Source organism: Peribacillus acanthi (assembly GCF_003073175.1).
Classification (GTDB): domain Bacteria; phylum Bacillota; class Bacilli; order Bacillales; family DSM-1321; genus Bacillus_BN; species Bacillus_BN acanthi.
Map to the genome: position 1 here is coordinate 51,345 of NZ_QBBX01000011.1, position 26,251 is coordinate 77,595.

The following is a 26,251-nucleotide window of genomic DNA, read 5'->3' on the forward strand; positions in this document are numbered from 1 at the left end:
AACTTCCTATTAAAGGAATGGATGGTTGGTGCTGTTTTCCTTGTAGGTTATTTATGTTTGACAGTAGCTCACCCGTCTCCACTTGAGAGAATCGCTGACCCTACTGATACTGGGTATATTCCATTACCTGACTGGTATTTCTTATTCTTATACCAATTACTGAAATATACTTATGCTTCTGGTCCATATAATACAATTGGTGCATTGGTTATGCCTGGTCTTGCATTTGGTGCATTACTATTAGCTCCATTCATCGATAAGGGACCACACCGTCGTCCATCTAAGCGTCCAATCGCTGTTGGAATGATGTTATTGGCATTAGCAGCTACAATTTTCTTAACTTGGGAATCTGTTGCTCACCATGACTGGGAAGCAGCTAAAGCTCAAGGACAAATTGTTAAAGGCGCTGAATTCGATAAAGAAGACCCTGGATACAAAGCGTATGAAGCTCAAGGCTGTATCAACTGCCATGGAGCTGAATTGACTGGTGGAGCTGCTGCTCCATCACTTGTTGGCACAGGCTTACCTCCTGAAGAGGTTGCAAAGATCGCTAAAGAAGGTCAAGGCGGAATGCCAGCTGGAATGTTCAAAGGTACTGATGAAGAATTGAAAGCTCTTTCTGAGTTCATTTCTGGTCTTGAATAAGATTTTTGTAAAAGCTGACGGTTTCCGTCGGCTTTTTCTTTTTTTTCTATCAGCCTTACTTTATAGTTAAACTTAGTAAAGAAAAAAGTGAGGGAATTGTATGAATTGGATATATCAGTATCTCGGTAATATACATATGATAAGACTACTGTTAGGAATAAATGTTCTAGGAACTTTATATGGGTATTACTGGTATAAATCTCAATTGGAAACAACAGCCACTATCTTCATTCCGTTTGTTCCCGATAGTCCTACCGCATGCCTTTTTTTTGTAATTGCTCTAATTGGGTTTACACTAAGGAAGAACTGGGGGCTTTTTGAGGCACTTGCTGTCATATCATTATTTAAATATGGTATATGGGCTGTCGTCATGAATTTGTTTACTTTAATAGAGGCAGGAAGCTTGCATTGGACCGGATATATGTTAATTGCATCTCATTTAGCTATGGCTTTCCAAGGTTTACTATATGCTCCTTTTTATCGAATAAAAGCATGGCATATCGTTGTAGCAGCCATTTTCACATTGCATAATGAGATGATTGATTATGTCTTCGGGCAAATGCCATGGTATGGAGATCTTGCTTATTACATGAGTGGTATTGGCTATTTCACATTTTGGTTGAGCATTCTATCTATAGCTTTATGTTACCTTGCTGCATTTAAAGTAAATAGAAAAAATATTTTTTATTAATTCGTGAAAATCTACTAAATAACAGGTCTATACTTTTCCTCTCAATCATAAGTTTTAATAGAACTATGAGGAGGGACAAGTATTATGGTTATTAGAATCCTATTATTCGTTTTAGCACTGGTTTTAGCTCCTATTTCAACAGTATTGGCTCAATCCTCTCCTGACTTGAAAAAATTGGATGAAATTTCAGATGAAGCATTACAAATGGTCAAAGTAAAAAGATATGATGAATCTGAAAAATTATTAGAATATTTCTCGACTCAGTTTTTGAGCATGACAGTGGAAGCAAAGTTTTTTAGTATGGATGAATTGCGTATCATTACCGTTGCTCATAATGAAGCTTTAGTTACGGTCCAGGATGAAACTATTTCCTATGAAAAAAAGGTGAATGCTGTAACGAAGCTTAGGTTGGTAACAGATGCAGTATATTCTAACCATCAGCCTTTATGGACTGAAATGGAAGGGCAAATTATGAGTACCTTCAATCAGACCAAAATTGCCATGAAGAACAAGGATTCTGATGGTTTCCATAGTTATATAAATCGATTGCTTAATCAATATGATTTAATTTATCCAAGCTTAAAAGTAGACTTAGCACCTGAAAAAATTCAAAAACTAGATGCTAGAATGAGCTTTATCGATCAATACAGACCTCAAGTATTTTCTGACACAACAAGTCAAAAAGAACTGGATGCGTTAGAAAAAGATTTGGAATCGATTTTTGACGAAATGACTGAAGATGAAACAGATCCATCTCTTTGGTGGGTAATCATTTCCACAGGAAGTATTATTATTTTGACATTATCTTATGTAGGTTGGAGAAAATACAAAGGTGATAAGGAAGAAAAAAAATCAGATAAAGAGCTAAATCATTGACAATCCTTTCTGATTTTTTTTACTATTAGAGTAAATACATGTTCAGGAGGCAACAATGTTTTTAATTTATTTCGGTATCATCATCCTCGTGCCCATCATTGCACAACTAATGGTAAGAGGTTCATACAAAAAGTATTCAAAGGTTGCATCTTCCACTGGAATGACCGGTGCTGAAGTCGCTCGTAGAATATTAGATGACAATGGTTTGTATCATGTTCACGTTGAAGAAGTAAGAGGATTCTTGAGCGATCATTATGATCCACGTTCTAAAACAGTTCGCCTTTCTTCTGATAACTACCATGGGCATTCCTTGGCCGCTACTGCAGTATCTGCCCATGAGGTAGGGCATGCAATTCAAGACCAACAAGACTATGCTTTCCTTCGCTTTAGACATGCTCTTGTGCCGGTAGCTAGTATTGGATCCAATTTTGCATGGATTTTTATCCTAATTGGAATTTTTGCATCACTATCAGGGATGATTTTATTAGGAATCATCATGATGGCTGCAGCAGTCGTATTCCAAATTGTTACACTTCCTGTAGAGTTTAATGCCTCAAATCGTGCAATGGATCAAGTTGTTTCCCTAGGCATCATTCGTAATGATGAAGAGAGAGAAACGAAGAAGGTCCTAAATGCAGCAGCAATGACTTATGTAGCTGCAGCAGCAGTTGCTGTGCTTGAATTAGCTCGTCTAATCCTAATTTACACAGGCATGACAAGAGAAGAATAAAATCATAGCTAAAAGTCGATTCGGAGTCCTTGCTGACCTGAATCGGCTTTTTTATTTGAACCATTATTGCTATTGTGCTGCTTTTCATACTAGGCAAACATGCTTTACGCAATTTACATTCGAAATTCAAAAACTACAATCCAATCATGTGAAAATACTTTCGAAAAGGCTCAAAGTACTTTCGAAAAAGCCTATAATACTTTCGAAAATCAAGAAATACCGATTTTTCGACATATCTATCTCTGAATCCTATAGAAAAAGCACACCTGTCAAAAGGTGTGCTTTTACTTATCGTTCAATCGGATTCTTATTTTCATCCAAGGTAAACCCTTCTCCAAGCACATCATGGACGATACTTACAGATACAAAAGCATGTGGGTCAACGGAAGTGATGGAATTTTTTAAACGGACTATTTCATTTTTCCCGACCACACAATATAGAACTTCTCGTTCATTTTTAGTGAATGATCCATACCCTTTGAGTACAGTTACTCCTCGTTCTAAATCCTTCATGATTTTTGCAGCAATTTCATCATTTTTGTCACTAATTATCATTGCGCCTCTTGCGGAATAAGCACCTTCTTGCATGAAGTCTATGACTCGTGCTCCGATAAATACGGCAATTAAAGTATACATTCCTTCTTTATATTTTAGGTAAGTCAGTAATGAAGCAACAATGACAATTGCATCAAATAAGAACATTGTACGACCCATACTCCATCCGATGTATCGATGTGCTAATCGTGCAATAATATCAACTCCACCTGTAGTGCCTCCATAACGGAAAATGATACCCAATCCTACACCGATAAATCCACCGGCGAATAATGCGACAAGCATCAAATCATCATCCAAGTCAATAATGATTTGATATCTTTCAAAAATCCATAACCAAACGGATAAACCAACTGTCCCTATAATGGTATAGATAAATGAAACTCTCCCAAGGAATTTCCAACCAATCAAGAACAAAGGGATATTCAATATCAAGTTAGTATAGGAAGGGTTGATGGAGAATAATTGATACAAAATCAAAGTTATTCCGGTGAAACCACCTTCAGCCAAATGATTCTGCATGTTGAAATGTACTAAACCAAAAGCAAATATCATTGCACCGAATAAAATAAACACAATATTCTTAACCTTAAGTCCCGAAAACATATATAGCCTCCACTTTCTATATTAGTAGAAAAAAGCTTTGGCGGTTTAACCGATAAGCTCAATGCTCATAATTATAATGGAAGAATTGAGTTACCAGCAACCCTGTTTCTTGTATATTTTTCAGTTCGGCATCAGATTTCATCCCTTTGCGTTCAATTATTGTTGTAGAGTAAAAATGTTTGTCAATATTAGGAGTTTTAGCTAACATGAAAGAGTGTTGGAATCGTAATATCCATTTATAGAAAGAGTGGTACTATGTCAGATCAAAAAACGATGCAGCAGCTTCAAGCTGAAGTGGATGAATACATAAGTCAATTTAAAGAGGGATATTTTAGTCCCTTGTCCATGCTTGCCAGAATGACAGAAGAAATTGGGGAATTGGCAAGGGAAATTAATCACCATTATGGAGAAAAGCCTAAAAAAGAAAGTGAAAACGCAAAAGAAATCAAAGAAGAGATGGGAGATTTGCTTTTCGTACTGATTTGCTTTGCAAATTCATTAGGAATAGACTTACAGGATGCACATGATGCAGTGATGAAAAAATTTAATGAACGTGATAAAGATAGATGGACTAGAATTGAAGGAGGAAATCAAGATGGAGAAAATTAGAATAGTCATTGCTGGTCCTAGAGGTAGGATGGGGCAGGAAGCAGTAAAAATGGTACACGAAACAAATAGTTTTGAATTAGTAGGAGTTATAGATCGAAAAAAAGAACATAGCAATTTAAATGAACTTGAAGGATTTACTGGAATATCTGCTCCAATATATGTAGAAATGGAAAATTGTTTAGTGGAAACTAAACCCGACGTGCTAATTGATTTAACATCACCTGAAACGGGCATGTTCCATACTCGTTTAGCCCTTAATCACGGTGTAAGACCGGTGGTGGGAACAACAGGATTCTCGAATGAAGACCTCCTAGAGCTTGAGCAGCTTTGTGAAAAATCTGGACTTGGATGTATTATCGCACCGAATTTTGCAGTAGGGGCTATCTTGATGATGAAGTTTTCCCAAATGGCAGCAAAATATTTTGATGATGTTGAAATCATAGAATTACATCATGATCAAAAATTAGACGCTCCATCTGGTACAGCCATAAAAACTGCAGATATGATATCGAAAGTAAGACCTTCAAAAGAGCAAGGGCATCCAAATGAGAAAGAAACTCATATGGGAGCTAGAGGGGCGAATATTGATGGCATGAGAATTCATAGTGTAAGATTACCTGGATTAATCGCACATCAACAAGTGATGTTCGGAGCAGACGGCCAAACATTATCCATTCGTCATGATTCATTTAATCGAGCCTCTTTCATGTCAGGAGTTAAACTTTCAGTTGAACAGGTCATGAAGTTGGATGTTCTTGTATATGGTTTAGAAAATATTCTTGAATAGGGGGTCGTAGAAATGAATATTGCTTTAATCGCCCACGATCGAAAAAAAGAAGATTTGATTACCTTTGTAACTGCATATAAGGGAACTTTTGAAAAACACACATTATTTGCAACTGGTACAACTGGATTAAAGTTAAATGAAGCCACAGGACTGGATATTCATCGCTTTCAATCTGGTCCTTTTGGTGGTGACCAGGAGATTGGTGCGTATGTAGCGAATAATAAGATGGATTTAGTCATTTTCTTTCGAGATCCTCTTACAGCTCAGCCTCATGAACCAGATGTGACAGCTCTTATCAGGTTATGTGATGTATATGCTGTTCCTTTAGCAACCAATATGGGCACAGCAGAAGTGTTGATTCACGGTCTGAAAAGAGGAGACTTCAATTGGAGAAATAATGTTAGGAATAAAGGTGGAAGTAAATGAACTTAGCTAGCATAGATATTCTTTGTTTCGGCGCGCATGCAGATGATGTCGAAATTGGGATGGGTGGAACAATCGCTAAATACTCTAGTATGGGGAAAAAAATTGTTATATGTGATTTGACTGATGCAGAACTTTCATCGAATGGAACAGTCAAGATTAGAAAAGAAGAAGCGAAAAAAGCTGGTGAAATATTGGGGATTTCTGAGCGATTAACTTTAGGATTGCCTGACCGAGGACTATATATGAATGAAGAGTCTGTAAAGAAAATCGTTCGTGTAATAAGAACATATAAGCCAAAGTTAGTTTTCGCCCCTTATTTGATTGATCGTCATCCGGATCATGGTAATTGTGCTAAATTGGTTGAAGAAGCTTATTTTTCTGCTGGAATACAAAAATTTGATTATGATCGTGATTTGTCTGGGCATAAATCAGTCAGAATGTATTATTACATGATTAATGGATTTCACAAACCTGATTTCCTGGTAGATATTTCGAGTGAAATGCCCAAAAAGCTTGACGCGCTGAAGGCCTATGAAAGTCAGTTTGTAAAGTCGGCAAATACAATAGATACCCCATTGGTAAATGGATATATAGAATCCGTTGAAGCGAGGGAACGTTTATACGGAAAAGAAGTAGGAGTACAGTATGCAGAAGGTTTTATGACAAAGACTCCAATCCTTCTCTCAAATGATTTATTAGGAGATACGTAATGAAGCTAAAAATAGGAATTACATGTTATCCAACAGTAGGGGGCTCAGGGGTAGTGGCTACCGAACTTGGTAAGCTACTTGCTGAAAGGGGGCATGAGATTCATTTTATATCAACAAGCATGCCTTTTCGTCTAAAAAAGATGTATCCAAATATCTTCTATCATCAAGTTGAAGTCAATCAATATTCTGTATTTCAATATCCACCTTATGATTTAGCGCTTGCAAGTAAAATGGCAGATGTAGCAAAAAGAGAGAAATTGGACATTCTTCATGTTCATTATGCTATCCCACATGCAGTATGTGCGATTTTAGCAAAGCAAATGTTGAATAACGATTTGAAAATCATTACGACGTTACATGGAACAGATATCACAGTATTGGGATACGACCCATCTCTATCTGAATTAATTAAATTTGGTATTGAAAAATCCGATGTTGTGACTGCAGTTTCTAATTCACTTGTTCAACAAACTAAAGAACTATTAAATCCAGATAAAGATATACATACGGTTTATAATTTTATAGATGAACGAGTCTATAAAAAACGTGAATCCTCTCGCTTGAGAAATGAGTTTGGAATCAAACCAGATGAAAAAATTATTATCCATGTGTCCAATTTCAGAGCTGTAAAACGCGTTCAAGATGTGGTTAATGCATTTTCATTGATTGAAAAAAATATCAAAAGTAAGCTTCTTCTCGTCGGAGATGGTCCAGAAATTACGGTTGTATGCAAATTAGTTAAAGAATTAGGGCTTGAAAAACGAGTATTGTTTCTTGGGAAGCAGGATAATTTAGAGGAACTCTATTCTATTAGCGACCTGATGCTCCTCCTGTCTGAAAAAGAGAGCTTTGGACTAGTGTTACTTGAGGCAATGGCATGTGGTGTACCTTGTATAGGCACCAAAATTGGTGGAATCCCAGAAGTAATACAAGAAGGAAAGACTGGATTTTTGTGTGAACTTGGCGACTATCAATCGGTTGCTGAAAAAGCGATTAGCTTATTAAATGATGAAAGCACACATAGAGAATTTTCAAATGCTGCCATTGAGGATGTTAGAACAAGATTTAAATCTGATATTATTACTGAGCAATATGAATCTATATACTTTGAATTACTTAAAGACTGAAGGGTGGTACAACCATTTTGATGGATCCACTATTTATTAAGGCACTCCCAATCCTAAAAACAATCGAGGATGCAGGGTTTGAAGCCTATTTCGTTGGAGGGTCGGTGCGTGATTCAATATTAGGCAGACCGATTCATGATGTGGATATTGCTACTTCTGCAACACCTGAACAAGTTAAAGAAATATTTACAAAAACAATCGACGTTGGCATTATGCATGGAACGGTCCTTGTACTATGGAAAGATGATTCATATGAAGTTACAACATTTAGGACAGAAACAGGGTATAGTGATTTCAGACGTCCGGATGCAGTTGATTTTGTTACGTCCATTTCAAAAGACTTACAAAGACGAGATTTCACAGTTAATGCTATGGCAATGGATAGGTTAGGATCAATCCATGATCCATTCGGTGGTCAACATGATATAGAAAAGAAAATATTAAGAACCGTTGGATTAGCGGATGAAAGGTTCAAAGAAGATGCCTTGCGCATGATGAGGGCAGTACGCTTTGTGGGTACACTAGGATTTACTTTGGATCGAGATTCCCTTTCATCAATGAAGAAAAATGTGTCATTATTAGCCAATATCTCAATTGAGCGGAAAACTGTGGAATTTGAGAAACTACTGGAAAGTGACTTTGCTGATGAAGGATTAAGAATGTTAATTAAGGCAGGTATTCATCAATATTTGCCTGGATTGAAAGATAAAGAGGATGCTCTTAATACATATGTTCGACTTGAACACAAAGCGCTTTTATCTTTACACTCTAAATGGGCGCTCATACTCTATCTAATTCAAACTGAACAGCCGGAAGAAACCTTAATCCAATGGAAGCTTCCAACCAAAAAAATCAAAACCATTGTAGAAATTCATTCACATTTAAAGCAAAAAACAGACTGGTCCAATAAAATCCTTCTAGGTACAGGTATTGATATAGCAATCCAAGTTGAGGCTATTCGGGCCATTCTGTCCAACTTCCCTATTCAATCGGCACAAATAAAGATAAGTAAGATGTGGGATGATCTTCCTATTAAAAAAATGAAAGACCTGATGGTAAGTGGAAATGATTTAATGGAATGGACTGGTCGTAGTAGAGGCATATGGATCAAAGAAGAGTTGGACAGAATCATAGATGCAATTTTGCAAGGGGAAATAGATAATTCTCCAGCTTCAATAAAAAGGTGGTGGGAATCATGCAATCAGAAATAAGAAATAAGCTGCTCGATGCATTTTCAAAACAAGATAGTGGTTTCGTATCGGGACAACAAGTTGCTGATTATCTTGGTTGTTCGAGAACGGCTGTCTGGAAACATATTGAAGAATTAAAAAAGGACGGCTATGAAGTAGAGGCAGTAAGGAAAAAAGGTTACCGGATTCTTAGCACTCCAGGAAAAGTCAGTGAAAGTGAAATTAGGATGGGATTGAATACAAAAAAGATGGGAAAAGTCATTTCGTACTTTGAGACCATCGATTCAACCCAAAAAGTTGCTCATACACTTGCGAATGAAGGGGCAGGAGAAGGAACTATCGTTATTGCTGAGGAACAGGTACAAGGTAAAGGAAGAATGGCAAGGAATTGGCACTCACCGAAGTATACTGGAATATGGATGAGCACAATTTTAAAACCAAATATCCCAATACACCGCGCTCCACAGTTAACTCTACTTGCAGCAGTTGCAGTGGTACAAGCGATCGAAGAGGTTACGGATTTATCACCGATGATTAAGTGGCCCAATGATATCCTAGTGAACGGAAAAAAAATCACTGGTATACTTACTGAGATGCAAGCTGAAAGCGATAAAATTAACTCCATTATATTGGGTATAGGCATAAATGTGAACCAAAAAAGAGAGGATTTCCCAGAAGAGTTACAGGAAAAAGCCTCTTCCTTAAATATAGAAACAGGCAGTGAGTATTCAAGGGCGAAAATAGTTCAAACCCTCTTGGCAAAGCTCGAAACTCTTTATGAGTTGTATTTAAGTAAAGGATTTATCCCTATCAAACTTCTATGGGAAAGTTATGCAATCAGTATTGGAACGGAAATCACTGCGACTACTATAAATCAAGTCCTTAAAGGGAAAGCGATCGGTATTACGGATGAAGGTGTACTATTATTACAGGATGATGAGGGGACTACTCATTCCATTTATTCCGCAGATATACACCTTGCATAAAAATTGATTTCTATTTACTTACAAATAATATTAGCTCTCTTTTTATTTAATTTGTTATAATGTTTATGGGCAGTATCATTTGAACTGCACCTGATAAATACTAACTAAAAATAGATTCTGCCTAGATCCATGTATGGACGGGGACAGAGGGATGAAACTTTTTTAACAACGACGGGATCCTTCTGCAAAAGAGGGGTTTTTTTTCGCCATCAAACGTTTCGTCTCCTCGTAAAAAAGGAGGAAAAAAGATGAAGCTTGCCAGTCACTTTTTTAAAATGAAAGAACAAAGAGAAAAGATTGTAATGCTTACCGCATATGATTATCCTTCTGCAAAGCTTGCTGAATCTGCTGGTGTAGACATGATTTTGGTTGGTGATTCATTGGGCATGGTGGTATTAGGCTATGAATCAACCATACCAGTAACGGTTGAGGATATGGTCCACCATACAAAAGCTGTAAAACGAGGTGCTCAGAATACATTTATTGTCACTGATATGCCTTTCATGAGCTATCATTTATCCATTGATGAAACCTTGCGAAATGCTGCAAGGATTATCCAAGAAAGTGGTGCCGATGCTGTCAAGGTGGAAGGTGCGGATGAGGTACTATATAAGATAGCTGCCATGACAAAAGCTGGTATACCAGTAGTTGCCCATTTAGGTTTGACTCCTCAGTCTGTTGGTGTTCTTGGTGGGTATAAGGTACAAGGGAAAAGTGTCGATGATGCGAAGAAACTAATTGAAGATGCTAAAAAATGTCAGGAAGCTGGTGCAATTGCTCTTGTTCTAGAATGTGTTCCTTACCAAGTGGCATCCATTATTTCTCAAGAACTGCACATTCCAACAATTGGCATAGGAGCTGGTATAGGTACGGATGGTCAAGTTCTAGTTTTCCATGATGTCATCAAATTTGGTGTAGACCGAGTTCCAAAGTTTGTCAAAATCTATGGAAATAGTAATGATGAAATATACAATGCACTTTCTGCTTATGTTAAGGACGTAAAAGATCTTTCCTTCCCTGAAGAAAAGCATTCTTTTACGATGAAAGATGAAGATCTTTCATCTCTATATGGAGGAAAATAATGAATATTATTACGAATGCATCAGACATGCAAAAGACCATGCAAAAATACAAATCTGAGGGAAAATCAATTGGATTTGTGCCAACGATGGGATATTTGCATGAAGGTCATAAAAGCCTATTGCAAGAGGCTAGGAAGAGACATGATATTGTAGCTTTAAGTATATTTGTTAATCCTTTACAATTTGGGCCCAATGAGGATTTTGACACCTATCCCCGAGACTTGAAACGGGATGAAACCATTGCTTCGGAGATGGGAGTCGATGTTATATTTTATCCAACTGTACAGGAGATGTATGGTGAGGAATTGACTGTAAGTGTCAAGGTAACGAATCGTACTGATGCTTTATGTGGTAGAAAAAGACCTGGTCATTTTGATGGTGTAGCGACAGTATTAACAAAGCTTTTTAATATCGTTCTGCCTGACGAAGCCTTCTTTGGCTTGAAAGATGCTCAACAAGTGGCAATTGTTCAAGGTATGGTAGAAGATTTTAATTTTCCAGTAAAAATTGTACCAGTTACGACAGTACGTGAAGAAGATGGTCTTGCAAAAAGTTCTAGAAATGTGTATTTATTAGAAGAAGAACGTAAACAAGCTCCTCAACTTTACCAAAGTCTTCTTTTAGCTAAAGAATCCATTGAAGAAGGAGTTACCAATTCCTCATCAGTTGTTAGTTTAATTGAAAGTCATATTAAGGAAACGACTAATGGAATCATTGATTATGTAGAGGTATATTCGTATCCGCAATTAAAAACAGTAGAGCAATTATCTGGTAAAATCATTATCGCTCTAGCTGTTAAATTCTCAAAAGCTAGGTTGATTGATAATATCATTTTCGAGATATAAGTTTTAAATTTAAGCTATAACACTGATAAGGATTGAAGTGTTTAGGCTGTACAGACACACAGGGGGGAACAACATGTTTAGAACGATGATGAACGGAAAAATTCATCGAGCACGAGTTACAGAAGCTAATTTGAACTATGTAGGAAGCATTACGATTGATCAAGATATTTTGGATGCGGTCGATATGTTGCCTAACGAAAAGGTTAGCATCGTCAATAATAATAATGGAGCACGTTTTGAAACTTATATTATTGCTGGGGAAAGAGGTAGTGGAGTGGTGTGCTTAAATGGCGCAGCAGCTCGTTTAGTTCAACCAGATGATGTTGTCATTATCATTTCCTACACAATGATCGCAGAAGAAAAAGTAAAACAACATAAGCCAAAAGTTGCAATCATGGATGAAAATAATAATATTACTCAAATGATTGATTATGAGCCAGAAGCAACAGTTCTAGTTTAAACATAAACCTTGTCCATTAATATGGGCAAGGTTTATGTTTTTTAAACAACAAAAAGTATAACTTTTAAAGTTAGAGCAGTGTCTAGCTCCGACGCACAGGACGTGCTAGTGCCGACATCGCCATAGGACGTGGCGTTTTTGTCGGCCAGCGCCCAGCGACTAGTGTACTTCGCCCACCTCCCTAAGATAAGTCAACATCGAATCACTAACGTTCTTCGTGTTTCCTTTATCTCAGTCGGAGTGCTCCAGTCCTGTCGTGCGCTAAACGGGCGCTTCCGCTTTTCTAATAAATTTTATTTATTTTTGAAAATACTATAGAATGGATGTAGTATTTTGAATTTTGAGGTGTAAAAATGGCCCAGCGATATGTGGTTGTTGATCTTGAAACAACCGGAAATTCCCCTAAAAAAGGAGACCGAATCATCCAGTTTGCTGGAGTTGTTATTGAAGATGGAATAATCACGGATCAATTCTCTACATATATCAATCCGGGGAGACCGATATCTATTTTTATAGAGGAGCTAACTGGAATTAACGATTCCATGGTTATTGATTCTCCGACCTTCGAGGAAGTCGCCCCGAAAATCATTAGTTTGTTACAGGATTCTTGTTTTGTTGCACATAATGTTTTATTTGACCTTTCGTTTCTACAGGACGAGCTAACTAGATGTGGTTTTGAAGGGTTCTATGGTTCTACTATTGATACTGTTGAACTTGCGCGTATAATGAGGCCAACTGCTGATAGCTATAAACTTTCTTCATTGGCTGAAAAAGAAGGTTTGAATCATGATAGACCGCATCAAGCCGATAGCGATGCATTAGTGACGGCACAACTGTTTATAAAATTATACGATGACCTAAAGGTTCTACCTTTAGTTACCTTAAAACATATGTTGCGATTATCCTACTCATTGAAAAGTGAAATATCGGAGCTACTTTCAACTATTGTTAAAGAAAGAATGACTCATCATATTTTGCATACGGATGATGTCGTTGTCTTTAGGGGCATTGCTCTTAAAGACTGTAAGGAAAATGAGTTAGAGGGAGGAAGTATTCCAGACTATCCATTTAAACATAATCAAAAAATGGAATACTTCAAGAAAGGCTTTCTTGATGCGGAGGAAAGACAGAATCAATTAACAATGATGGATTTGGTCTACAAGTGCATGGACGAAAAGAAATCTGCACTAATTGAAGCAGGTACGGGTCTTGGAAAAACATTAGGATATCTTATACCTGCTGCATTCTATTCTAGAAAACATCATCAGCCTGTTATAATTAGTACAAACACCCTTCAACTACAAGGTCAGCTATGGTCAGTAGAACTTCCGAAATTGGAAGCCATGCTACCTTTCGCTATAAGGTCAACAATTCTTAAAGGAAAAAACAACTACCTAAGTTTGCCGAAATTTGAGCGAGCCCTAAAAAGCAAAGATAATCACTATGACACCGCTTTGGCAAAATTACAGATTCTTGTATGGTTGACGAATACGGAAACCGGAGACAAGGATGAATTGAATTTTTCAAGTGGTGGAGAATTATTTTGGGAAAAATTACAAAACGATGACTATATGATTCCTGCATTTGAAGCTCCTTGGCAGCCTGTAGACTTTTATGCTAGGGCGAAACGTAAAGCTCAAGTCTCTGATTTGATATTTACCAATCATGCCTTTTTAATGGCAGATATTCTTTCAAAAGACGACTCTGTAATCAAAGATGGAATCATGATTATTGATGAAGCCCATCAACTAGAAAACGCTGCGTCTAGATTTTTAGGCGAGAATATTGATTATGATTACATGAAAATGATGCTAAATAAATGGGGAACTATCGATCAACGTCAACTTTTTTATAAAGGTATAGAAATTACGAAGTCCCTCCATTTATCTGTGTCATCTAGTAGTGATTCCTTCGTACAAGATATTCAATTTGAGATGGACGAGTTATTTTTTATGGTTTCCAATCGAGCTCGTCAAAGACTAGCAGGAAAGGGTTTCACGAAAGAAACTATACTTTTAAGAAGTTTATGGGAGTCAGATAGAACAAGGGAATCTTTTATTAATGCTGCAGAAAGACTATCTTCTTCCATCCAAAAACTAGTTCATGAAATGAGGAAAATTATCCATTTAATCTGCGATAATGAACATGATTTAAGTAAAAATAATATGTATTACATAAGTGAAGTCAACTTATTGATACAATATTTTACGGAACTATCGAATCGTTTCATTCATTTTGCAAAAGAATCTGACAAGGATTACATCATATGGGTTGAATTTAATAAAAATAGTCCGCATCATGGAGTCAGCTTCTTTTCTCAACCTATTTATGGTGGAAAAAACCTATGGCAACGATTTTTCTCAAATCAAAAATGTAATATTTTAACTTCGTCTACATTAACGACAGGCGGTTCTTTCCAATTTATCAAAAATCAGCTTGGTTTATCCGATATCCCTTTGCAAACAGCGATTTACCCATCACCGTTTGCCTATCACGATAAAGTCAAGTTATTAATCCCTGTTGAGATTTCAGATATAAATTCTGTTTCAAATGACGAGTATATAAACCAGACAGTAGAGCATATTTCCATTGCGACCATTGCTTCAAAAGGAAGGACTTTAGTATTGTTCAATTCCTATGACATGTTGCGAAAAGCATACGTCGAAATGAAAAATGATCCGAAACTCTCGGACTTTAATATTTTTGCACAAGGTATCACAGGTGGAAGCCGGACAAGAATTATCCGTAATTTTCAAAGTATGGATCGGGCGGTGTTATTAGGTACGGCTAGCTTTTGGGAAGGTGTGGATATACCTGGTGAGAAATTATCGTGTGTTATGATGGTTAGATTGCCATTTTCATCGCCTACTGAACCGATCACAGAAGCTCGCTGTAATGACATTAAAGATGCAGGGAAAAATGCATTTTCATCTTATTCCTTACCTGAAGCAATCCTTAGATTCAAGCAAGGTTTTGGAAGACTTATAAGAACCGAAAGAGATAAAGGACTGTTAATTGTATTAGATAGGAGAATCATTACAACTGAATACGGTAAATCCTTTATTAAATCCATTCCAAAAATCAATCTGCAAGAAGTAAATAAGGATGAGATGGTAGAAATTATCAATGAATGGCTCTGTTAATGATCCACAGTACTAAATTATATAATGTCTCTAATAAAAACTATGTTAAAGTCCCGCTATTTTTTGATTGAAGTGGAGTGGAAGACGTTTACTCCTGGGGGATTAGCGCTACATGCTCGGCGAACACCCACCGAAAAAGCAAGCATCTGGAATGAAAATCAACAGGTAAATTAAACAGAGTTTAACAAAAAAAAGCAGCTCTAGAGCTGCCAACAGTGTGTGTGAATTAGAACTATTAATTAGTGGTATACCAAAAGCTACTTACTAGGTTGAAAATTTGGGTAAACATTATCCTAACGCTTTTCAACCTGTTATAATGATGTGAGAAAGAATCATTGTACAAATAGTATGAGTCGTACATAGGCTGTCTATGATTAACAAATTCTTCTGCCTCAGGAGGTCAATATGGAAAGCAAAATTGAAGTAATTTCAACAGTGAAGATTCAAAATACCCCTGATTTATATAAGGTTGTCGATGCGTTAAATCGTACCTTGAAGGATCGGGATTTAATGTTTGGACTTGCATTAGATCAAGAAGATAAAGAAAAAGCGATTTTTACGATTTACCGTACATAGAAAGTGTGAATAAAGTGAAAAAATGGTTGGTTTTTATAGGAATAGCTGTATTTTTGATAGGCGCGTTAATATTGAACAGTTATATCCAAGGCATAAATGTTAAAAAAGAACGTTATGAACATGCCGTATCAATTGCTAAAAAAGACGGAGAGCTTGTCGAGATAAAACAATTCCATCTCTATAACGGCATGGAAACATACTATGTGGTACAGGGAATCGATAAAAACGGTAAGGAAAAAACCGTCTGGATCCCTGAAGATAAGAAAAAAGAAATAACCATTCGTTTTAATTCCTATGGCAAATCAAAGGAAGATATCGTAAGAATAGTTAATAAAGAATTAAATCCATATGAAATCATTGCGATAAAGCCTGGAATGGAAAAGGATACACCGCTTTGGGAAGTAACCTTTAAGGATAATAAGGGCCGTTTTAATTATTATTACTTTGATTTCCGTACTGGAGAATGGTTAAAATTTTATCGAAGCATATAGGATTAGGGGGATCATTTCATGAAACTTTCAAAAAGAGTGGCTGCATTGACACCATCTTCTACTTTAGCCATTACAGCTAAAGCAAAAGAATTAAAGTCACAAGGATTTGATGTGATTGGTTTAGGGGCAGGGGAGCCAGATTTCAATACTCCTCAGCATATTATTGACGCTGCTTTTAAATCTATGGTTGAAGGACAGACGAAATATACTCCTTCAGCTGGATTGCCGCAATTAAAACAAGCGATTGTCAATAAACTGAAAAGAGACCAGGGTTTAGACTATAAACCCTCTCAAGTAACTATTGGATCTGGTGCAAAGCATTCACTTTATACTCTTTTCCAAGCTATTCTCGATGAAGGTGATGAAGTACTTGTTCCTATTCCATATTGGGTAAGTTATCCAGAGCAAGTAAAGTTGGCTGAAGGAATCCCGGTTTATATTGAGGGAAAAGAAGAGAATCAATTTAAGATTACTCCTCAACAGATTGAAGAATCTGTAACAAATCGTACAAAAGCTATTATCATCAACTCTCCAAGTAATCCAACTGGGATGCTATATACAGAATCAGAATTAGCTGAAATTGGCGAGGTCTGCATCAAGCATGACTTATTAATTGTTTCTGACGAGATTTATGAAAAACTAATTTATGGCGAAAATAAACACGTTTCAATTGCTCAGCTTTCTGAGGATTTAAAGGTACGTACCATTATCATTAATGGAGTTTCAAAATCTCATTCCATGACTGGTTGGAGAATTGGTTATGCTGTTGGGAACCAAGAAATCATTGATGCTATGACAAATCTCGCGAGCCATAGTACTTCAAACCCAACTACGACTGCACAATACGGAGCAATTGCTGCTTACGAAGGGCCACAAGACGCAGTTGAAGAAATGAGAATAGCATTTGAAGAAAGATTAAATATTATCTATGACAAATTAGTAGCCATCCCTGGTATTACTTGTTTAAAACCACAGGGTGCATTTTATCTATTTCCGAACGCTAAGGATGCAGCCCAAATGACAGGGTTTGATAACGTTGATGATTTTTCGACTGCATTGCTTGAGGAAGCGATGGTTGCGGTTATTCCTGGGTCAGGTTTTGGTTCGGCAGATAATATTCGTCTTTCATATGCAACATCACTGGATGCATTAGAAAAAGCAGTGGAACGAATCCATCACTTTGTTGAGACGAAATCAGTTTCTAAATAATGTAAGGTTTATCTAACTGAGGGTGACTCATAGATTCTGCCTACTACAAAATAAAAAATGGTTATTTTTCTTAAAATTTGTTGCGTTGTCTGTAATTTACCTTTAACAATTTGAGTTGATTGTAGCGGAGGGCACTTGACTCCTGCGGGAAGTAGAGGGAAGTGGGAGACCCCACAGGCGTTTACGCCGAGGAGGCTCTCACCCTCCCCGCGGAAAGCAAGTGCCAGGAGCGCAAAATCAACGGTCAAACGTTATTGTCTAAATACAACATTCTCTTCGAAATGAGCCTGAAGAATATCCGTTTTAATTTTTAATATTTTTTTTATTAAATTTGTGGGGTCAGATACTAAGTATAGAGTCACCCATTTTTATACTCATTGCTTGTATTTAAAGGTGAATGTATAATAGTAAAGATTATAGTAATTGATATGGTTTATTTTTTGGAGGGAACGTAGCATTGAAAACAACAATTTCTCAAGTACATAAATTTATCGATCAGCAAGTCACAATTGGCTGCTGGATTGCAAATAAACGTTCAAGCGGTAAAATCGCATTTTTACAGCTTCGTGATGGAACAGGCTTCATTCAAGGTGTAGTCGTTAAGGCTGAAGTACCAGAAGATGTTTTTGTAGTATCGAAATCTGTCACACAAGAATCTTCTGTTTATGTAACAGGTACAGTTCGTGCAGACGAGCGTTCTCCGTTCGGATATGAACTGCAAGTCACGAATGTTGAAGTAATTCATGAATCAGTGGATTATCCAATCACTCCTAAAGAACACGGCACAGAATTCTTGATGGACCACCGTCATTTATGGCTTCGTTCTAAGCGTCAGCATGCTGTAATGAAAATTCGTAACGAAGTAATTCGTGCAACTTATGAGTTCTTTAATAAAGAAGGTTTTGTAAAGGTTGACCCACCTATCTTGACAGGAAGTGCTCCTGAAGGGACAACGGAATTATTTGCAACGAAATACTTCGATGAAGATGCTTATTTATCACAAAGCGGACAATTATACATGGAAGCAGCAGCTATGGCGTTAGGAAAGGTATTTTCCTTCGGACCAACATTCCGTGCAGAAAAATCTAAAACACGTCGCCACTTGATTGAATTCTGGATGATTGAACCAGAAATGGCATTTTATCAATTCGAAGACAATTTAGTCGTTCAAGAACAATATGTTTCTTACATTGTGCAATCCGTATTGAATAATTGTAAGCTTGAACTAAATACTCTAGGTCGAGATGTGTCCAAGTTAGAAAATATTAAGGCGCCGTTCCCTCGTATTTCTTATGATGATGCCATTAAGTTCTTAAAAGAAAAAGGATTTGATGACATTGAATGGGGAGATGACTTCGGTGCTCCACATGAAACGGCTATCGCAGAGGCTTACGATAAACCAGTGTTCATCACTCACTATCCAAAAACGTTGAAGCCATTCTACATGCAGCCTGCACCAGACCGTGATGATGTGGTTCTTTGTGCAGATATGATCGCTCCAGAAGGATATGGAGAAATCATTGGTGGGTCAGAACGTATCCATGATGCAGAATTACTAAAAGAAAACCTAGAAAAGCACAACTTAGGTATGGACGCTTATAAGTGGTATTTACAATTACGCCAATACGGTTCAGTTCCTCACTCAGGCTTCGGTTTAGGGTTAGAAAGAACTGTTGCATGGATTAGTGGAGTAGAACATGTTCGTGAAACTATTCCGTTCCCACGTTTATTAAACCGTCTATACCCATAATGAGGTAAGAATATAAAAATAGGCTGTTGAGCCAAATGGAAAAAGAGCTGAAAAGTAACAGCTCTTTTTTCCTTCTAATATTTAAATTTAACGGAGCGGGAAGCTTTTATACCATGAGGTTGAATTATTAGATAGCAATGTTAATGCCAACTCATGTAAGTTTTTGTCAACTACTTTATCCCTCATCATTTCATGATATACTAGAATGAAAGAGGTGTCTGTTAATGTCCTATGAAGATTTATTAGCTTGGAACAAAGAAGGTAATTTTACAATTCCTTCTTTTCTTTTGACTCATTATTCGAAAATGGGTTTAAATGAAAAGGAGATGCTTCTATTATTACACTTACAATTTTTCCACGATCAAGGGAATGATTTTCCCACTCCAGATGAAATTGCCGAACGTATGTCGGTTTCTCCTTTCGATTGTTTAAATATATTAAGAAGGCTGGTCCAACAAGGTTTTGTTGAAATTCTTGAGGAAATGTCAGACACGTCTATTTTAGGAGAAAAATACTCATTAATGCCTTTACAAGAAAAAATGATGCAGTTTTTCTTACTAGAGCGAAATAAATTAAAAAATGTGACGAGATTACAATCGGAAGAAAGTCTATATACAATATTTGAAAAAGAGTTTGGTAGAGCATTGTCTCCATTTGAATGTGAGAGTTTAAGTATGTGGATGGATGAGCATGAAAATCATAGTGTTATAAAAGCCGCATTAAGAGAAGCTGTAATATCAGGTAAATTAAATTTCAGATATATAGATAGAATCTTGTTCGAGTGGAAGAGAAATGGAATTAAGACTGAAGAACAAGCTGTAGAGTATTCTCAAAAATTTAGAACGTATCAAAAAAGAGAGAAGAAAGAAGAGCAAATCCAGCACGTTCCTTTTTATAACTGGCTCGAAAAATAAGGTGGAGAAGTACGATGCTAAATAAATCTCAAGTTCGAATATGCTTGGATAGTATGGCTGAAATGTTTCCAGAGGCTCATTGTGAATTAAATCATTCCAATCCATTTGAATTAGTTATCGCAGTGGCTTTATCTGCACAATGTACAGATGCATTAGTAAATAAGGTGACCAAAAATCTTTTTGAAAAATACAAAACACCTGAAGACTATTTAGCTGTAACGTTAGAAGAATTGCAAAATGATATCCGTTCAATTGGGTTATATAGAAATAAGGCGAAAAACATCCAAAAGCTATGTCAATTGGTCAAGCATGAATATGGAGGACAAGTTCCAAAAGATCGTGATGAACTGACTAAATTGCCTGGAGTAGGTCGGAAAACAGCCAACGTGGTTGTTTCTGTCGCATTCGGTGTGCCAGCAATAGCGGTCGATACTCATGTTGAGAGGGTGTCGAAACGATTAGGTTTTTGTCGCTGGAAAGATAGTGTATTAGAAGTCGAAAAAACATTGATGAAAAAAATTCCGATGGAAGAATGGTCTGTAAGCCACCACAGAATGATATTTTTTGGACGATACCACTGTAAGGCCCAAAATCCTCAATGTGAAACTTGTCCTTTACTTGATTTATGCCGAGAAGGTAAAAAAAGATTAAAAGGCAAGGTGGATCATGGAGCAGCTAATCGTTAAGATAACGGATGAACACGAACTATTCCATCCTTTTTTCTGGGGCGAAAAATCAGAATTACATTTGAATATCTTTGAATTAGAAGAAATGGATGTAAACTATGATCCTACAAGCTTTCTTTATGAATTGTATCATTCCATGAGGGTTGTAGAAGCATTTAAACCATGGGAGTCGGCATCCTCAATAGAACTATTATTAGAACAATGGCAATCCTATTATAAGAGCTTACATGCTTCATTTCAAAAGCGTGACTTTGAATTGCTTCTCCCATTAATGAAGAAGGGGATTGCATGTTGTTTTTCCATATTATTTTGGACGAACAAACAACCTGTAAGTTTAAAGAATTGGCAAGCAATGGCTGAATCCTTTACTTATAAACCGATAAATTTTAGTGAAAGAATGAACTTCATACTTTCAAGACCAAAATTGTTTCACTCATTTATACAACTATCAGAATTAATGGACGAACTAACCAAAATTTATCATAAAAGTATAATTCTTAATAAACGAAAAAACGTCTAAGCATAATGCTTAGACGTTTTTTCTATTAGCTTTCATCTGTACTTGATATGGAAGCATTACTGTCTGATGAGCCATTTGGTATGACACTGACATCATCATCACCTTCATCGTCGTTACCATCCTGGCCATTATTTCCACCGCTTCCATTACCATTACCATTACCAGGAGGGGTTGTGCCAGGAAGTGTTCCAGGGAAGCCATCGGTAGCTCCCTCACCATCATCACCTTCACCAACATCTCCATCTTGTTGTCCTTCATCCCATTGATCCTCAGCTTCTGTCATTGGATCAGGTATAGTTATTGTCGTAGTTGCTGGATCACTCTTTTGGTCTCCTACGATTGCAGTGACCTTAAACGTATAAGTTCCACCACCCACTGGACTTAACAGTCTTAATGCCATATCCTCAGTTAATGAAAGTACTTTTTCAGGTCCTTCATCAAGACTGTATTTAACTTCGAAAGTAGGTTTTGTGAGGTTTGTTTCATCCTCATCTCCAGTTTCTTGTGGATACTTCCATTCCAACATGATTTCATTAGTAGCTTCTTGATAGGAAGCTTTTAAATCCTGAGGAGCATCCAATTTATCAAAGGTTTCTGATACCTTAGTTGGTTCTGTTCCTTTTACAAAATACTCCGTCACAATCATATCCTTTGGAGTGAATTCGCTTGGAAGTCTTGGAGGGTTGCTTCCTTTTTCAACGCTCACTTTTTTTACAGAGGAAGGCTTTTTGAAATCCTTCGTTTTAACGTCTTGAGATAGGTGACCCATAACATTCTTAAACATTTTTTTAGCAAGCTGTTGCGAATCGTTCCCCAAATATTCTTTTTGATCGGAGTACCCATTCCATACTGCTATCGTGAAGTTTGTAGTGTAGCCTGCAAACCATGCATCTTTTGCAGCTCCGCTTGGAATATCCCACTTTTCCTTCTCATCAGCAGAATAGTTTGTTGTCCCAGTCTTTCCTGCAAGTGGCAGACCTGAAACATTTGCAGCGCGTCCGGTACCGTATTTTACAACTGACTTTAACATATCCGTGACCATGAACGCAGTATAGTCCTTCATAACAACTTCTTGCTTAGGTTTTGTAGTAATCTCGGTGTTTTTATCTTTAAAGACAATTTTTCGGACTGCATGTGGCTTAGTATATATACCATTATTACCAAAAGCACTGTATGCACCTGCAAGCTGCATAGGGGAGATTAAGTCTCCACCACCGATGGCATTGGACTCATACATATCTTCTTTTAGAGGAAGACCCAATTTAACACCAAAATTTCTTGCTTTATCTTTACCCACTGCATGCATAGCCTTCAATGCAGGAATATTCAATGACTTAGCCAAAGCATCACGAGCAGATACTTGACCGATGTGTTTTTTATTATAGTTATTAATCTTTGTTCCATCTGAATACGTATAAGGTTCGTCGATAATTTGTTCATAGGTGGACCATTTCAAATATTCAACAGCAGGACCATAATCTAAAATCGGTTTAATGGTTGAACCTGGCTGTCTTTTAAGGTCTGTAGCAAAGTTGAAACCACGTTTAACCTTTTGATTTCGTCCACCACCGATAGCAAGAATTTCACCTGTTTTAGTATCTAAAACAGTTAATCCTGCTTGGAATTCTTCACTAGGATAGTTGATGATTTCATCAGAATTCAGCATTTTATATACATACTCTTGTGCATTTGTATCAAGAGTAGTATGAATTTCTAGACCATCTGTAAAAATATTTAAATCTTTTCCGATGTCTTCCACTTCATCAATGATTTGATCAATAAAAGCATCGTATGGTGCAGTATCTTTTTCTCGTTTTTCTTCTTTTATTAGAGCAGTGTCAATTTTTGTGCTCTGCGCTTTCTCCATTTCTTCCTTACTGATAAACCCATGCTTATTCATAAGCATTAATACGATATCACGACGCTTTTTACCACGTTCTGGGTTATCAAAAGGGCTGTAATTGTTTGGACTTTGTGGTAGCCCAGCCAATAATGCAGCTTCATCAAGCGTAAGTTCATTTAACTCTTTACCGAAGTACATTTTAGAGGCTGTAGCGACCCCATATGCACCTTCTCCAAAGTAAATCTTATTTACATACATTTCGAATATTTCTTCTTTTGTATATTTTTGCTCGATTTGGAAAGATAACCAAAGCTCTTGTGCTTTCCTTTTTAGTGTTTTTTCTGGTGTTAAGTATGAACGTTTTACTAATTGTTGAGTGATAGTACTTGCACCTTGTGATCCAAAACCTTGAGTCACGTTGGCAATCACAGCACTTCCTAAACGTAATATATCTACCCCATGATGTTCGTAGAAACGAACGTCTTCAGTAGCTAGGAATGCTTCTTCCACCGTTTTGGGAATTTCATTAAAAGGTACGTATTCGCGATTTTCTTTTCCTAGCTCAAAAACTACTTTATCGTTTCTGTCTAAAACCTTAGTTGATAAAGGATCTTTTAAGGCAGCTTCATTCACTTTAGGAGCATCGCTAATGAAAAAGGCAAATGTACCAACTCCTATTACCATTCCAACAATAGCTAAAGCAATTAAGCTTAAAAAAATCTTTTTAATAAGTCCTGTTTGCTGTTTTTTCTTTCCTTTTTTACCTTGTGCCTGTTTGCGTTTTTCTTCTCTTGTTTTATATTGTTCAGACATTTAAAGGTTACCTACCTTTCTTATTGCACGATAATCTTATCCTTAGTCCATCATCAATTGATCGACCGCGGCAAGATAATGAATTCTAGGTTGAAATCCAATCGAAATCGGAATGCATGTGTCGATAATTTCTTCCTTTGTTATTGATTTTCTCCCACCAGACTTCATCCGATTCCAAAAATGGATTAAATCGGTTGCTTTCATGAGGTATATTTCTGCATCTTCGGAAAAACATAGAATAATAAATGAAATACCATCTTGTTTTAGGACTTGCTCCATATGATTGATTTGATGCTCATGAAAATTCTTTAAAGGAAATGAAGTACGATTTTGTGTCTCTTTTGCTTCGAAGTCTATATATTTCCCTTTATAGACACCATTGTAATCTGTAGTGGATGCCTGTTTGAAATAAGCTTCCTTAATGACAGCAGCACTCCGTTTGGGATAATGAACATCTACAATTTGTATAGGTGTCGGCTTCTTATGAATCACTGCAATCCCGTTTGCCAGGTAAAAGTCGTTACTTACGTTAATATCTTCTTCCAATGTCATTCCGCGATTAGAATAACTTGGTTTTTTTAACGAAGGTGCATCACGGTTTGAAGTGGATGGTTTTGCAATAAACTTCTTACCATTCGGATAGTGTATAGCCAATTGATTCCCTCCTTGACCACTCATCTATGATAACAGAAAAGAAAAGGAAATGTAGAATAAAACATTACATATCAATGAATCCTAATAGAAAAACTGATAATATCATTTATTTCTTACATTTAGAAGGTGAGGAAGTGCTTGATTTAGGACCGTTTCATCAAACCACTAATGAAAAATCACTCATACATACGATAAGAAAAATCACATCAAAATGGAATAGAGATAATATATCAAGAACAAAGGCCTATGCAAACTATTTTAATCTTCACCCTGAAGTACAATGGTCTTTTTTAGCGAGTATGGTGTCAAGAAATGCAGGCTATAATATGTGTGATTTAGAAGGTGAATGGTTCCCTAAAGTTCTCCCGACAGATTTTAGACATACACTTTTTATGACTTATGAGCGTGCAAACTGGCTCATTTTTCAAGATGTATTCCCACAGTTATTGCTCTATCATTATTCGACGAAGTTAGGTATCCCTTTGTTTCATCTGGGTGTTTATTTCCATAATTCAGAATTTATTATTAGTGAATGGAAGACATTTTGGGAAAAGCAAGATGAAAAGCGACTGATGATATCTCTTATAATTAATGAACAAAATGTCATCCAAGAACCAGTAATTGAACATCGGAATTTAAACAAAAATGTTTTTCATTCTTTTGTATTTGGAATTCAAGATTATTTTCATTTTAGTACAGTCATTTTTCCAACACTGAATGGAGATATATATGGTGCAAGTGTTTCGAAGTTTAGAAAACTAGATTGTCGAATTGAGTTAGGGAAGAGATTGGCTTCTATTCTATTCAATCAAGAATTATTCCCATTATTCTATAAGTTTTCATTACATACAGAGCACACTGGATCAAGAATGGATTACGAGCAATACTTTTCATACAAAAAAAGGAGGACGACGCCCTTCCTTAGAACCACGTTTCCTATCATTACCCATTCAAATACACAAATCAACATATGGGACAAAGGAAAAAAAATAAAAAAAAGATGGTATGCACCACCAACTTTTAACGAAACGATCTTATTGAATGATTGGTATCGAAAGAAACAACTACAACTTCAAGCTCTATTATCAATTGAAAATCTATTTAAAAAAAGTGATTAATTGTTAATCAGTCCAAGATTGTAGATAAACTCGAACATTTTCGAGTTTGTCTACAGTTTTTTTCTTTTACCAAAGAAGGGTACTAAGAACCAAGCAAGATGATTTCCACACCCGGGGGATCGGTTTCAGAAAAGCAAGCACCTGATGTGGAAATAAACTTTTTTCACCTACAGCTTATATTAAAAAAACAAAAGGGATCAGGAGAGTGT

The 26,251-nt window shown here is 36.6% G+C and carries 26 protein-coding genes; 23 read left to right on the plus strand and 3 right to left on the minus strand.

Annotated features, from left to right (window positions below; genetic code table 11):
• From DBX25_RS12495 to DBX25_RS12510, 4 genes are all read left to right on the plus strand, one after another.
• Positions 1 to 645 (plus strand): menaquinol-cytochrome c reductase cytochrome b/c subunit (locus tag DBX25_RS12495; protein ID WP_240620291.1); only part of this gene is annotated, 645 nt, incomplete at its 5' end.
• Positions 646 to 745: 100 nt separating this feature from the next.
• Positions 746 to 1,336 (plus strand): lipoprotein heptaprenylglyceryl N-acetyltransferase LhaT, encoded by a 591-nt coding sequence (gene lhaT, locus DBX25_RS12500; protein ID WP_108671139.1) that lies wholly within the window; start codon positions 746 to 748, stop codon positions 1,334 to 1,336.
• Between the two features lie 84 nt (positions 1,337 to 1,420).
• Positions 1,421 to 2,212, plus strand: coding sequence for a sporulation protein YpjB (gene ypjB / locus DBX25_RS12505; RefSeq protein ID WP_108671140.1), 792 nt, complete (start codon positions 1,421 to 1,423; stop codon positions 2,210 to 2,212).
• 55 nt (positions 2,213 to 2,267) lie between these two features.
• Positions 2,268 to 2,942 carry a zinc metallopeptidase gene (locus DBX25_RS12510; protein ID WP_108671141.1) on the plus strand — a complete coding sequence of 225 codons (675 nt, stop codon included), beginning with the start codon at positions 2,268 to 2,270 and terminating at the stop codon, positions 2,940 to 2,942.
• 288 nt (positions 2,943 to 3,230) lie between these two features.
• On the opposite strand, the gene DBX25_RS12515 is transcribed toward DBX25_RS12510, so the two are convergent.
• Positions 3,231 to 4,103 (minus strand): YitT family protein, encoded by an 873-nt coding sequence (locus tag DBX25_RS12515; protein ID WP_108671142.1) that lies wholly within the window; start codon positions 4,101 to 4,103, stop codon positions 3,231 to 3,233.
• A gap of 255 nt (positions 4,104 to 4,358) precedes the next feature.
• Here DBX25_RS12515 and DBX25_RS12520 point away from each other — a divergent pair, with 255 nt between their 5' ends.
• The 18 genes from DBX25_RS12520 (at position 4,359) to DBX25_RS12605 (ending at position 21,614) form a co-directional block, all read left to right on the plus strand.
• Positions 4,359 to 4,712 (plus strand): nucleotide pyrophosphohydrolase, encoded by a 354-nt coding sequence (locus DBX25_RS12520; RefSeq protein WP_108671143.1) that lies wholly within the window; start codon positions 4,359 to 4,361, stop codon positions 4,710 to 4,712.
• The gene (gene dapB, locus DBX25_RS12525) at positions 4,699 to 5,499 is read left to right on the plus strand and encodes a 4-hydroxy-tetrahydrodipicolinate reductase (RefSeq protein WP_108671144.1); all 801 of its coding nucleotides are present in this window, start codon (positions 4,699 to 4,701) and stop codon (positions 5,497 to 5,499) included. Before DBX25_RS12520 ends, dapB begins: the two co-directional genes overlap by 14 nt.
• Before the next feature lie 12 nt (positions 5,500 to 5,511).
• On the plus strand, positions 5,512 to 5,925 hold the full coding sequence (gene mgsA, locus DBX25_RS12530; protein WP_108671145.1) for a methylglyoxal synthase: 414 nt from the start codon (positions 5,512 to 5,514) through the stop codon (positions 5,923 to 5,925).
• Positions 5,922 to 6,635: a bacillithiol biosynthesis deacetylase BshB1 gene (gene bshB1, locus DBX25_RS12535; protein ID WP_108671146.1), complete on the plus strand. Its 714-nt coding sequence runs from the start codon at positions 5,922 to 5,924 to the stop codon at positions 6,633 to 6,635. Before mgsA ends, bshB1 begins: the two co-directional genes overlap by 4 nt.
• On the plus strand, positions 6,635 to 7,762 hold the full coding sequence (gene bshA / locus DBX25_RS12540) for an N-acetyl-alpha-D-glucosaminyl L-malate synthase BshA (RefSeq protein ID WP_108671147.1): 1,128 nt from the start codon (positions 6,635 to 6,637) through the stop codon (positions 7,760 to 7,762). The genes bshB1 and bshA overlap by 1 nt, the downstream gene beginning before the upstream one ends.
• Before the next feature lie 20 nt (positions 7,763 to 7,782).
• A complete protein-coding gene (locus DBX25_RS12545) occupies positions 7,783 to 8,973 on the plus strand; it encodes a CCA tRNA nucleotidyltransferase (protein WP_240620297.1) in 1,191 nt (396 codons plus the stop codon).
• Entirely contained in the window at positions 8,958 to 9,938 is a 981-nt protein-coding gene (locus DBX25_RS12550) for a biotin--[acetyl-CoA-carboxylase] ligase (protein ID WP_108671149.1), read from the plus strand. Before DBX25_RS12545 ends, DBX25_RS12550 begins: the two co-directional genes overlap by 16 nt.
• A 248-nt stretch (positions 9,939 to 10,186) precedes the next feature.
• A complete protein-coding gene (gene panB / locus DBX25_RS12555; protein ID WP_108671150.1) occupies positions 10,187 to 11,020 on the plus strand; it encodes a 3-methyl-2-oxobutanoate hydroxymethyltransferase in 834 nt (277 codons plus the stop codon).
• Positions 11,020 to 11,865 (plus strand): pantoate--beta-alanine ligase, encoded by an 846-nt coding sequence (panC, locus tag DBX25_RS12560; RefSeq protein WP_108671151.1) that lies wholly within the window; start codon positions 11,020 to 11,022, stop codon positions 11,863 to 11,865. Before panB ends, panC begins: the two co-directional genes overlap by 1 nt.
• A gap of 73 nt (positions 11,866 to 11,938) precedes the next feature.
• Complete coding sequence (gene panD, locus DBX25_RS12565) at positions 11,939 to 12,325, plus strand: aspartate 1-decarboxylase (RefSeq protein WP_108671152.1); 387 nt, start codon at positions 11,939 to 11,941, stop codon at positions 12,323 to 12,325.
• A 353-nt stretch (positions 12,326 to 12,678) separates the two neighbouring features.
• Positions 12,679 to 15,468: an ATP-dependent DNA helicase DinG gene (dinG, locus tag DBX25_RS12570; RefSeq protein ID WP_108671153.1), complete on the plus strand. Its 2,790-nt coding sequence runs from the start codon at positions 12,679 to 12,681 to the stop codon at positions 15,466 to 15,468.
• A 405-nt stretch (positions 15,469 to 15,873) separates the two neighbouring features.
• Positions 15,874 to 16,044, plus strand: a complete 171-nt coding sequence (locus tag DBX25_RS12575) for a YpmA family protein (RefSeq protein ID WP_108671154.1) — start codon at positions 15,874 to 15,876, stop codon at positions 16,042 to 16,044.
• Between the two features lie 14 nt (positions 16,045 to 16,058).
• On the plus strand, positions 16,059 to 16,535 hold the full coding sequence (locus DBX25_RS12580) for a cell wall elongation regulator TseB-like domain-containing protein (RefSeq protein ID WP_108671155.1): 477 nt from the start codon (positions 16,059 to 16,061) through the stop codon (positions 16,533 to 16,535).
• An 18-nt stretch (positions 16,536 to 16,553) separates the two neighbouring features.
• Positions 16,554 to 17,744 (plus strand): pyridoxal phosphate-dependent aminotransferase, encoded by a 1,191-nt coding sequence (locus DBX25_RS12585; protein ID WP_108671156.1) that lies wholly within the window; start codon positions 16,554 to 16,556, stop codon positions 17,742 to 17,744.
• Positions 17,745 to 18,201: 457 nt separating this feature from the next.
• A complete protein-coding gene (gene asnS / locus DBX25_RS12590) occupies positions 18,202 to 19,494 on the plus strand; it encodes an asparagine--tRNA ligase (protein WP_108671157.1) in 1,293 nt (430 codons plus the stop codon).
• A 224-nt stretch (positions 19,495 to 19,718) separates the two neighbouring features.
• A complete protein-coding gene (locus tag DBX25_RS12595) occupies positions 19,719 to 20,408 on the plus strand; it encodes a DnaD domain-containing protein (RefSeq protein ID WP_108671158.1) in 690 nt (229 codons plus the stop codon).
• Between the two features lie 14 nt (positions 20,409 to 20,422).
• Positions 20,423 to 21,094, plus strand: coding sequence for an endonuclease III (nth, locus tag DBX25_RS12600; RefSeq protein ID WP_108671159.1), 672 nt, complete (start codon positions 20,423 to 20,425; stop codon positions 21,092 to 21,094).
• Positions 21,075 to 21,614: a YpoC family protein gene (locus DBX25_RS12605; protein ID WP_108671160.1), complete on the plus strand. Its 540-nt coding sequence runs from the start codon at positions 21,075 to 21,077 to the stop codon at positions 21,612 to 21,614. The genes nth and DBX25_RS12605 overlap by 20 nt, the downstream gene beginning before the upstream one ends.
• 25 nt (positions 21,615 to 21,639) lie before the next feature.
• On the opposite strand, the gene DBX25_RS12610 is transcribed toward DBX25_RS12605, so the two are convergent.
• Complete coding sequence (locus tag DBX25_RS12610) at positions 21,640 to 24,270, minus strand: penicillin-binding protein 1A (RefSeq protein WP_108671161.1); 2,631 nt, start codon at positions 24,268 to 24,270, stop codon at positions 21,640 to 21,642.
• A gap of 42 nt (positions 24,271 to 24,312) precedes the next feature.
• On the minus strand, positions 24,313 to 24,924 hold the full coding sequence (recU, locus tag DBX25_RS12615; RefSeq protein WP_108671162.1) for a Holliday junction resolvase RecU: 612 nt from the start codon (positions 24,922 to 24,924) through the stop codon (positions 24,313 to 24,315).
• 134 nt (positions 24,925 to 25,058) lie between these two features.
• On the opposite strand from recU, the gene DBX25_RS12620 reads away from it, so the two are divergent.
• The gene (locus DBX25_RS12620) at positions 25,059 to 26,042 is read left to right on the plus strand and encodes a DUF2515 family protein (protein WP_240620293.1); all 984 of its coding nucleotides are present in this window, start codon (positions 25,059 to 25,061) and stop codon (positions 26,040 to 26,042) included.
• Positions 26,043 to 26,251 lie beyond the last annotated feature (209 nt).

Coding starts and splice junctions, on each gene's coding strand:
- lhaT (WP_108671139.1), top strand. CDS start 746: ATGAATTGGATATATCAGTATCTCGGTAATATACATATGATAAGACTA.
- nth (WP_108671159.1), top strand. CDS start 20,423: ATGCTAAATAAATCTCAAGTTCGAATATGCTTGGATAGTATGGCTGAA.
- DBX25_RS12605 (WP_108671160.1), top strand. CDS start 21,075: ATGGAGCAGCTAATCGTTAAGATAACGGATGAACACGAACTATTCCAT.
- panD (WP_108671152.1), top strand. CDS start 11,939: ATGTTTAGAACGATGATGAACGGAAAAATTCATCGAGCACGAGTTACA.
- bshA (WP_108671147.1), top strand. CDS start 6,635: ATGAAGCTAAAAATAGGAATTACATGTTATCCAACAGTAGGGGGCTCA.
- DBX25_RS12550 (WP_108671149.1), top strand. CDS start 8,958: ATGCAATCAGAAATAAGAAATAAGCTGCTCGATGCATTTTCAAAACAA.
- DBX25_RS12520 (WP_108671143.1), top strand. CDS start 4,359: ATGTCAGATCAAAAAACGATGCAGCAGCTTCAAGCTGAAGTGGATGAA.
- DBX25_RS12585 (WP_108671156.1), top strand. CDS start 16,554: ATGAAACTTTCAAAAAGAGTGGCTGCATTGACACCATCTTCTACTTTA.
- mgsA (WP_108671145.1), top strand. CDS start 5,512: ATGAATATTGCTTTAATCGCCCACGATCGAAAAAAAGAAGATTTGATT.
- DBX25_RS12575 (WP_108671154.1), top strand. CDS start 15,874: ATGGAAAGCAAAATTGAAGTAATTTCAACAGTGAAGATTCAAAATACC.
- panC (WP_108671151.1), top strand. CDS start 11,020: ATGAATATTATTACGAATGCATCAGACATGCAAAAGACCATGCAAAAA.
- panB (WP_108671150.1), top strand. CDS start 10,187: ATGAAGCTTGCCAGTCACTTTTTTAAAATGAAAGAACAAAGAGAAAAG.
- DBX25_RS12515 (WP_108671142.1), bottom strand. CDS start 4,103: ATGTTTTCGGGACTTAAGGTTAAGAATATTGTGTTTATTTTATTCGGT.
- DBX25_RS12510 (WP_108671141.1), top strand. CDS start 2,268: ATGTTTTTAATTTATTTCGGTATCATCATCCTCGTGCCCATCATTGCA.
- dapB (WP_108671144.1), top strand. CDS start 4,699: ATGGAGAAAATTAGAATAGTCATTGCTGGTCCTAGAGGTAGGATGGGG.
- ypjB (WP_108671140.1), top strand. CDS start 1,421: ATGGTTATTAGAATCCTATTATTCGTTTTAGCACTGGTTTTAGCTCCT.
- bshB1 (WP_108671146.1), top strand. CDS start 5,922: ATGAACTTAGCTAGCATAGATATTCTTTGTTTCGGCGCGCATGCAGAT.
- dinG (WP_108671153.1), top strand. CDS start 12,679: ATGGCCCAGCGATATGTGGTTGTTGATCTTGAAACAACCGGAAATTCC.
- DBX25_RS12595 (WP_108671158.1), top strand. CDS start 19,719: ATGTCCTATGAAGATTTATTAGCTTGGAACAAAGAAGGTAATTTTACA.
- DBX25_RS12545 (WP_240620297.1), top strand. CDS start 7,783: ATGGATCCACTATTTATTAAGGCACTCCCAATCCTAAAAACAATCGAG.
- DBX25_RS12610 (WP_108671161.1), bottom strand. CDS start 24,270: ATGTCTGAACAATATAAAACAAGAGAAGAAAAACGCAAACAGGCACAA.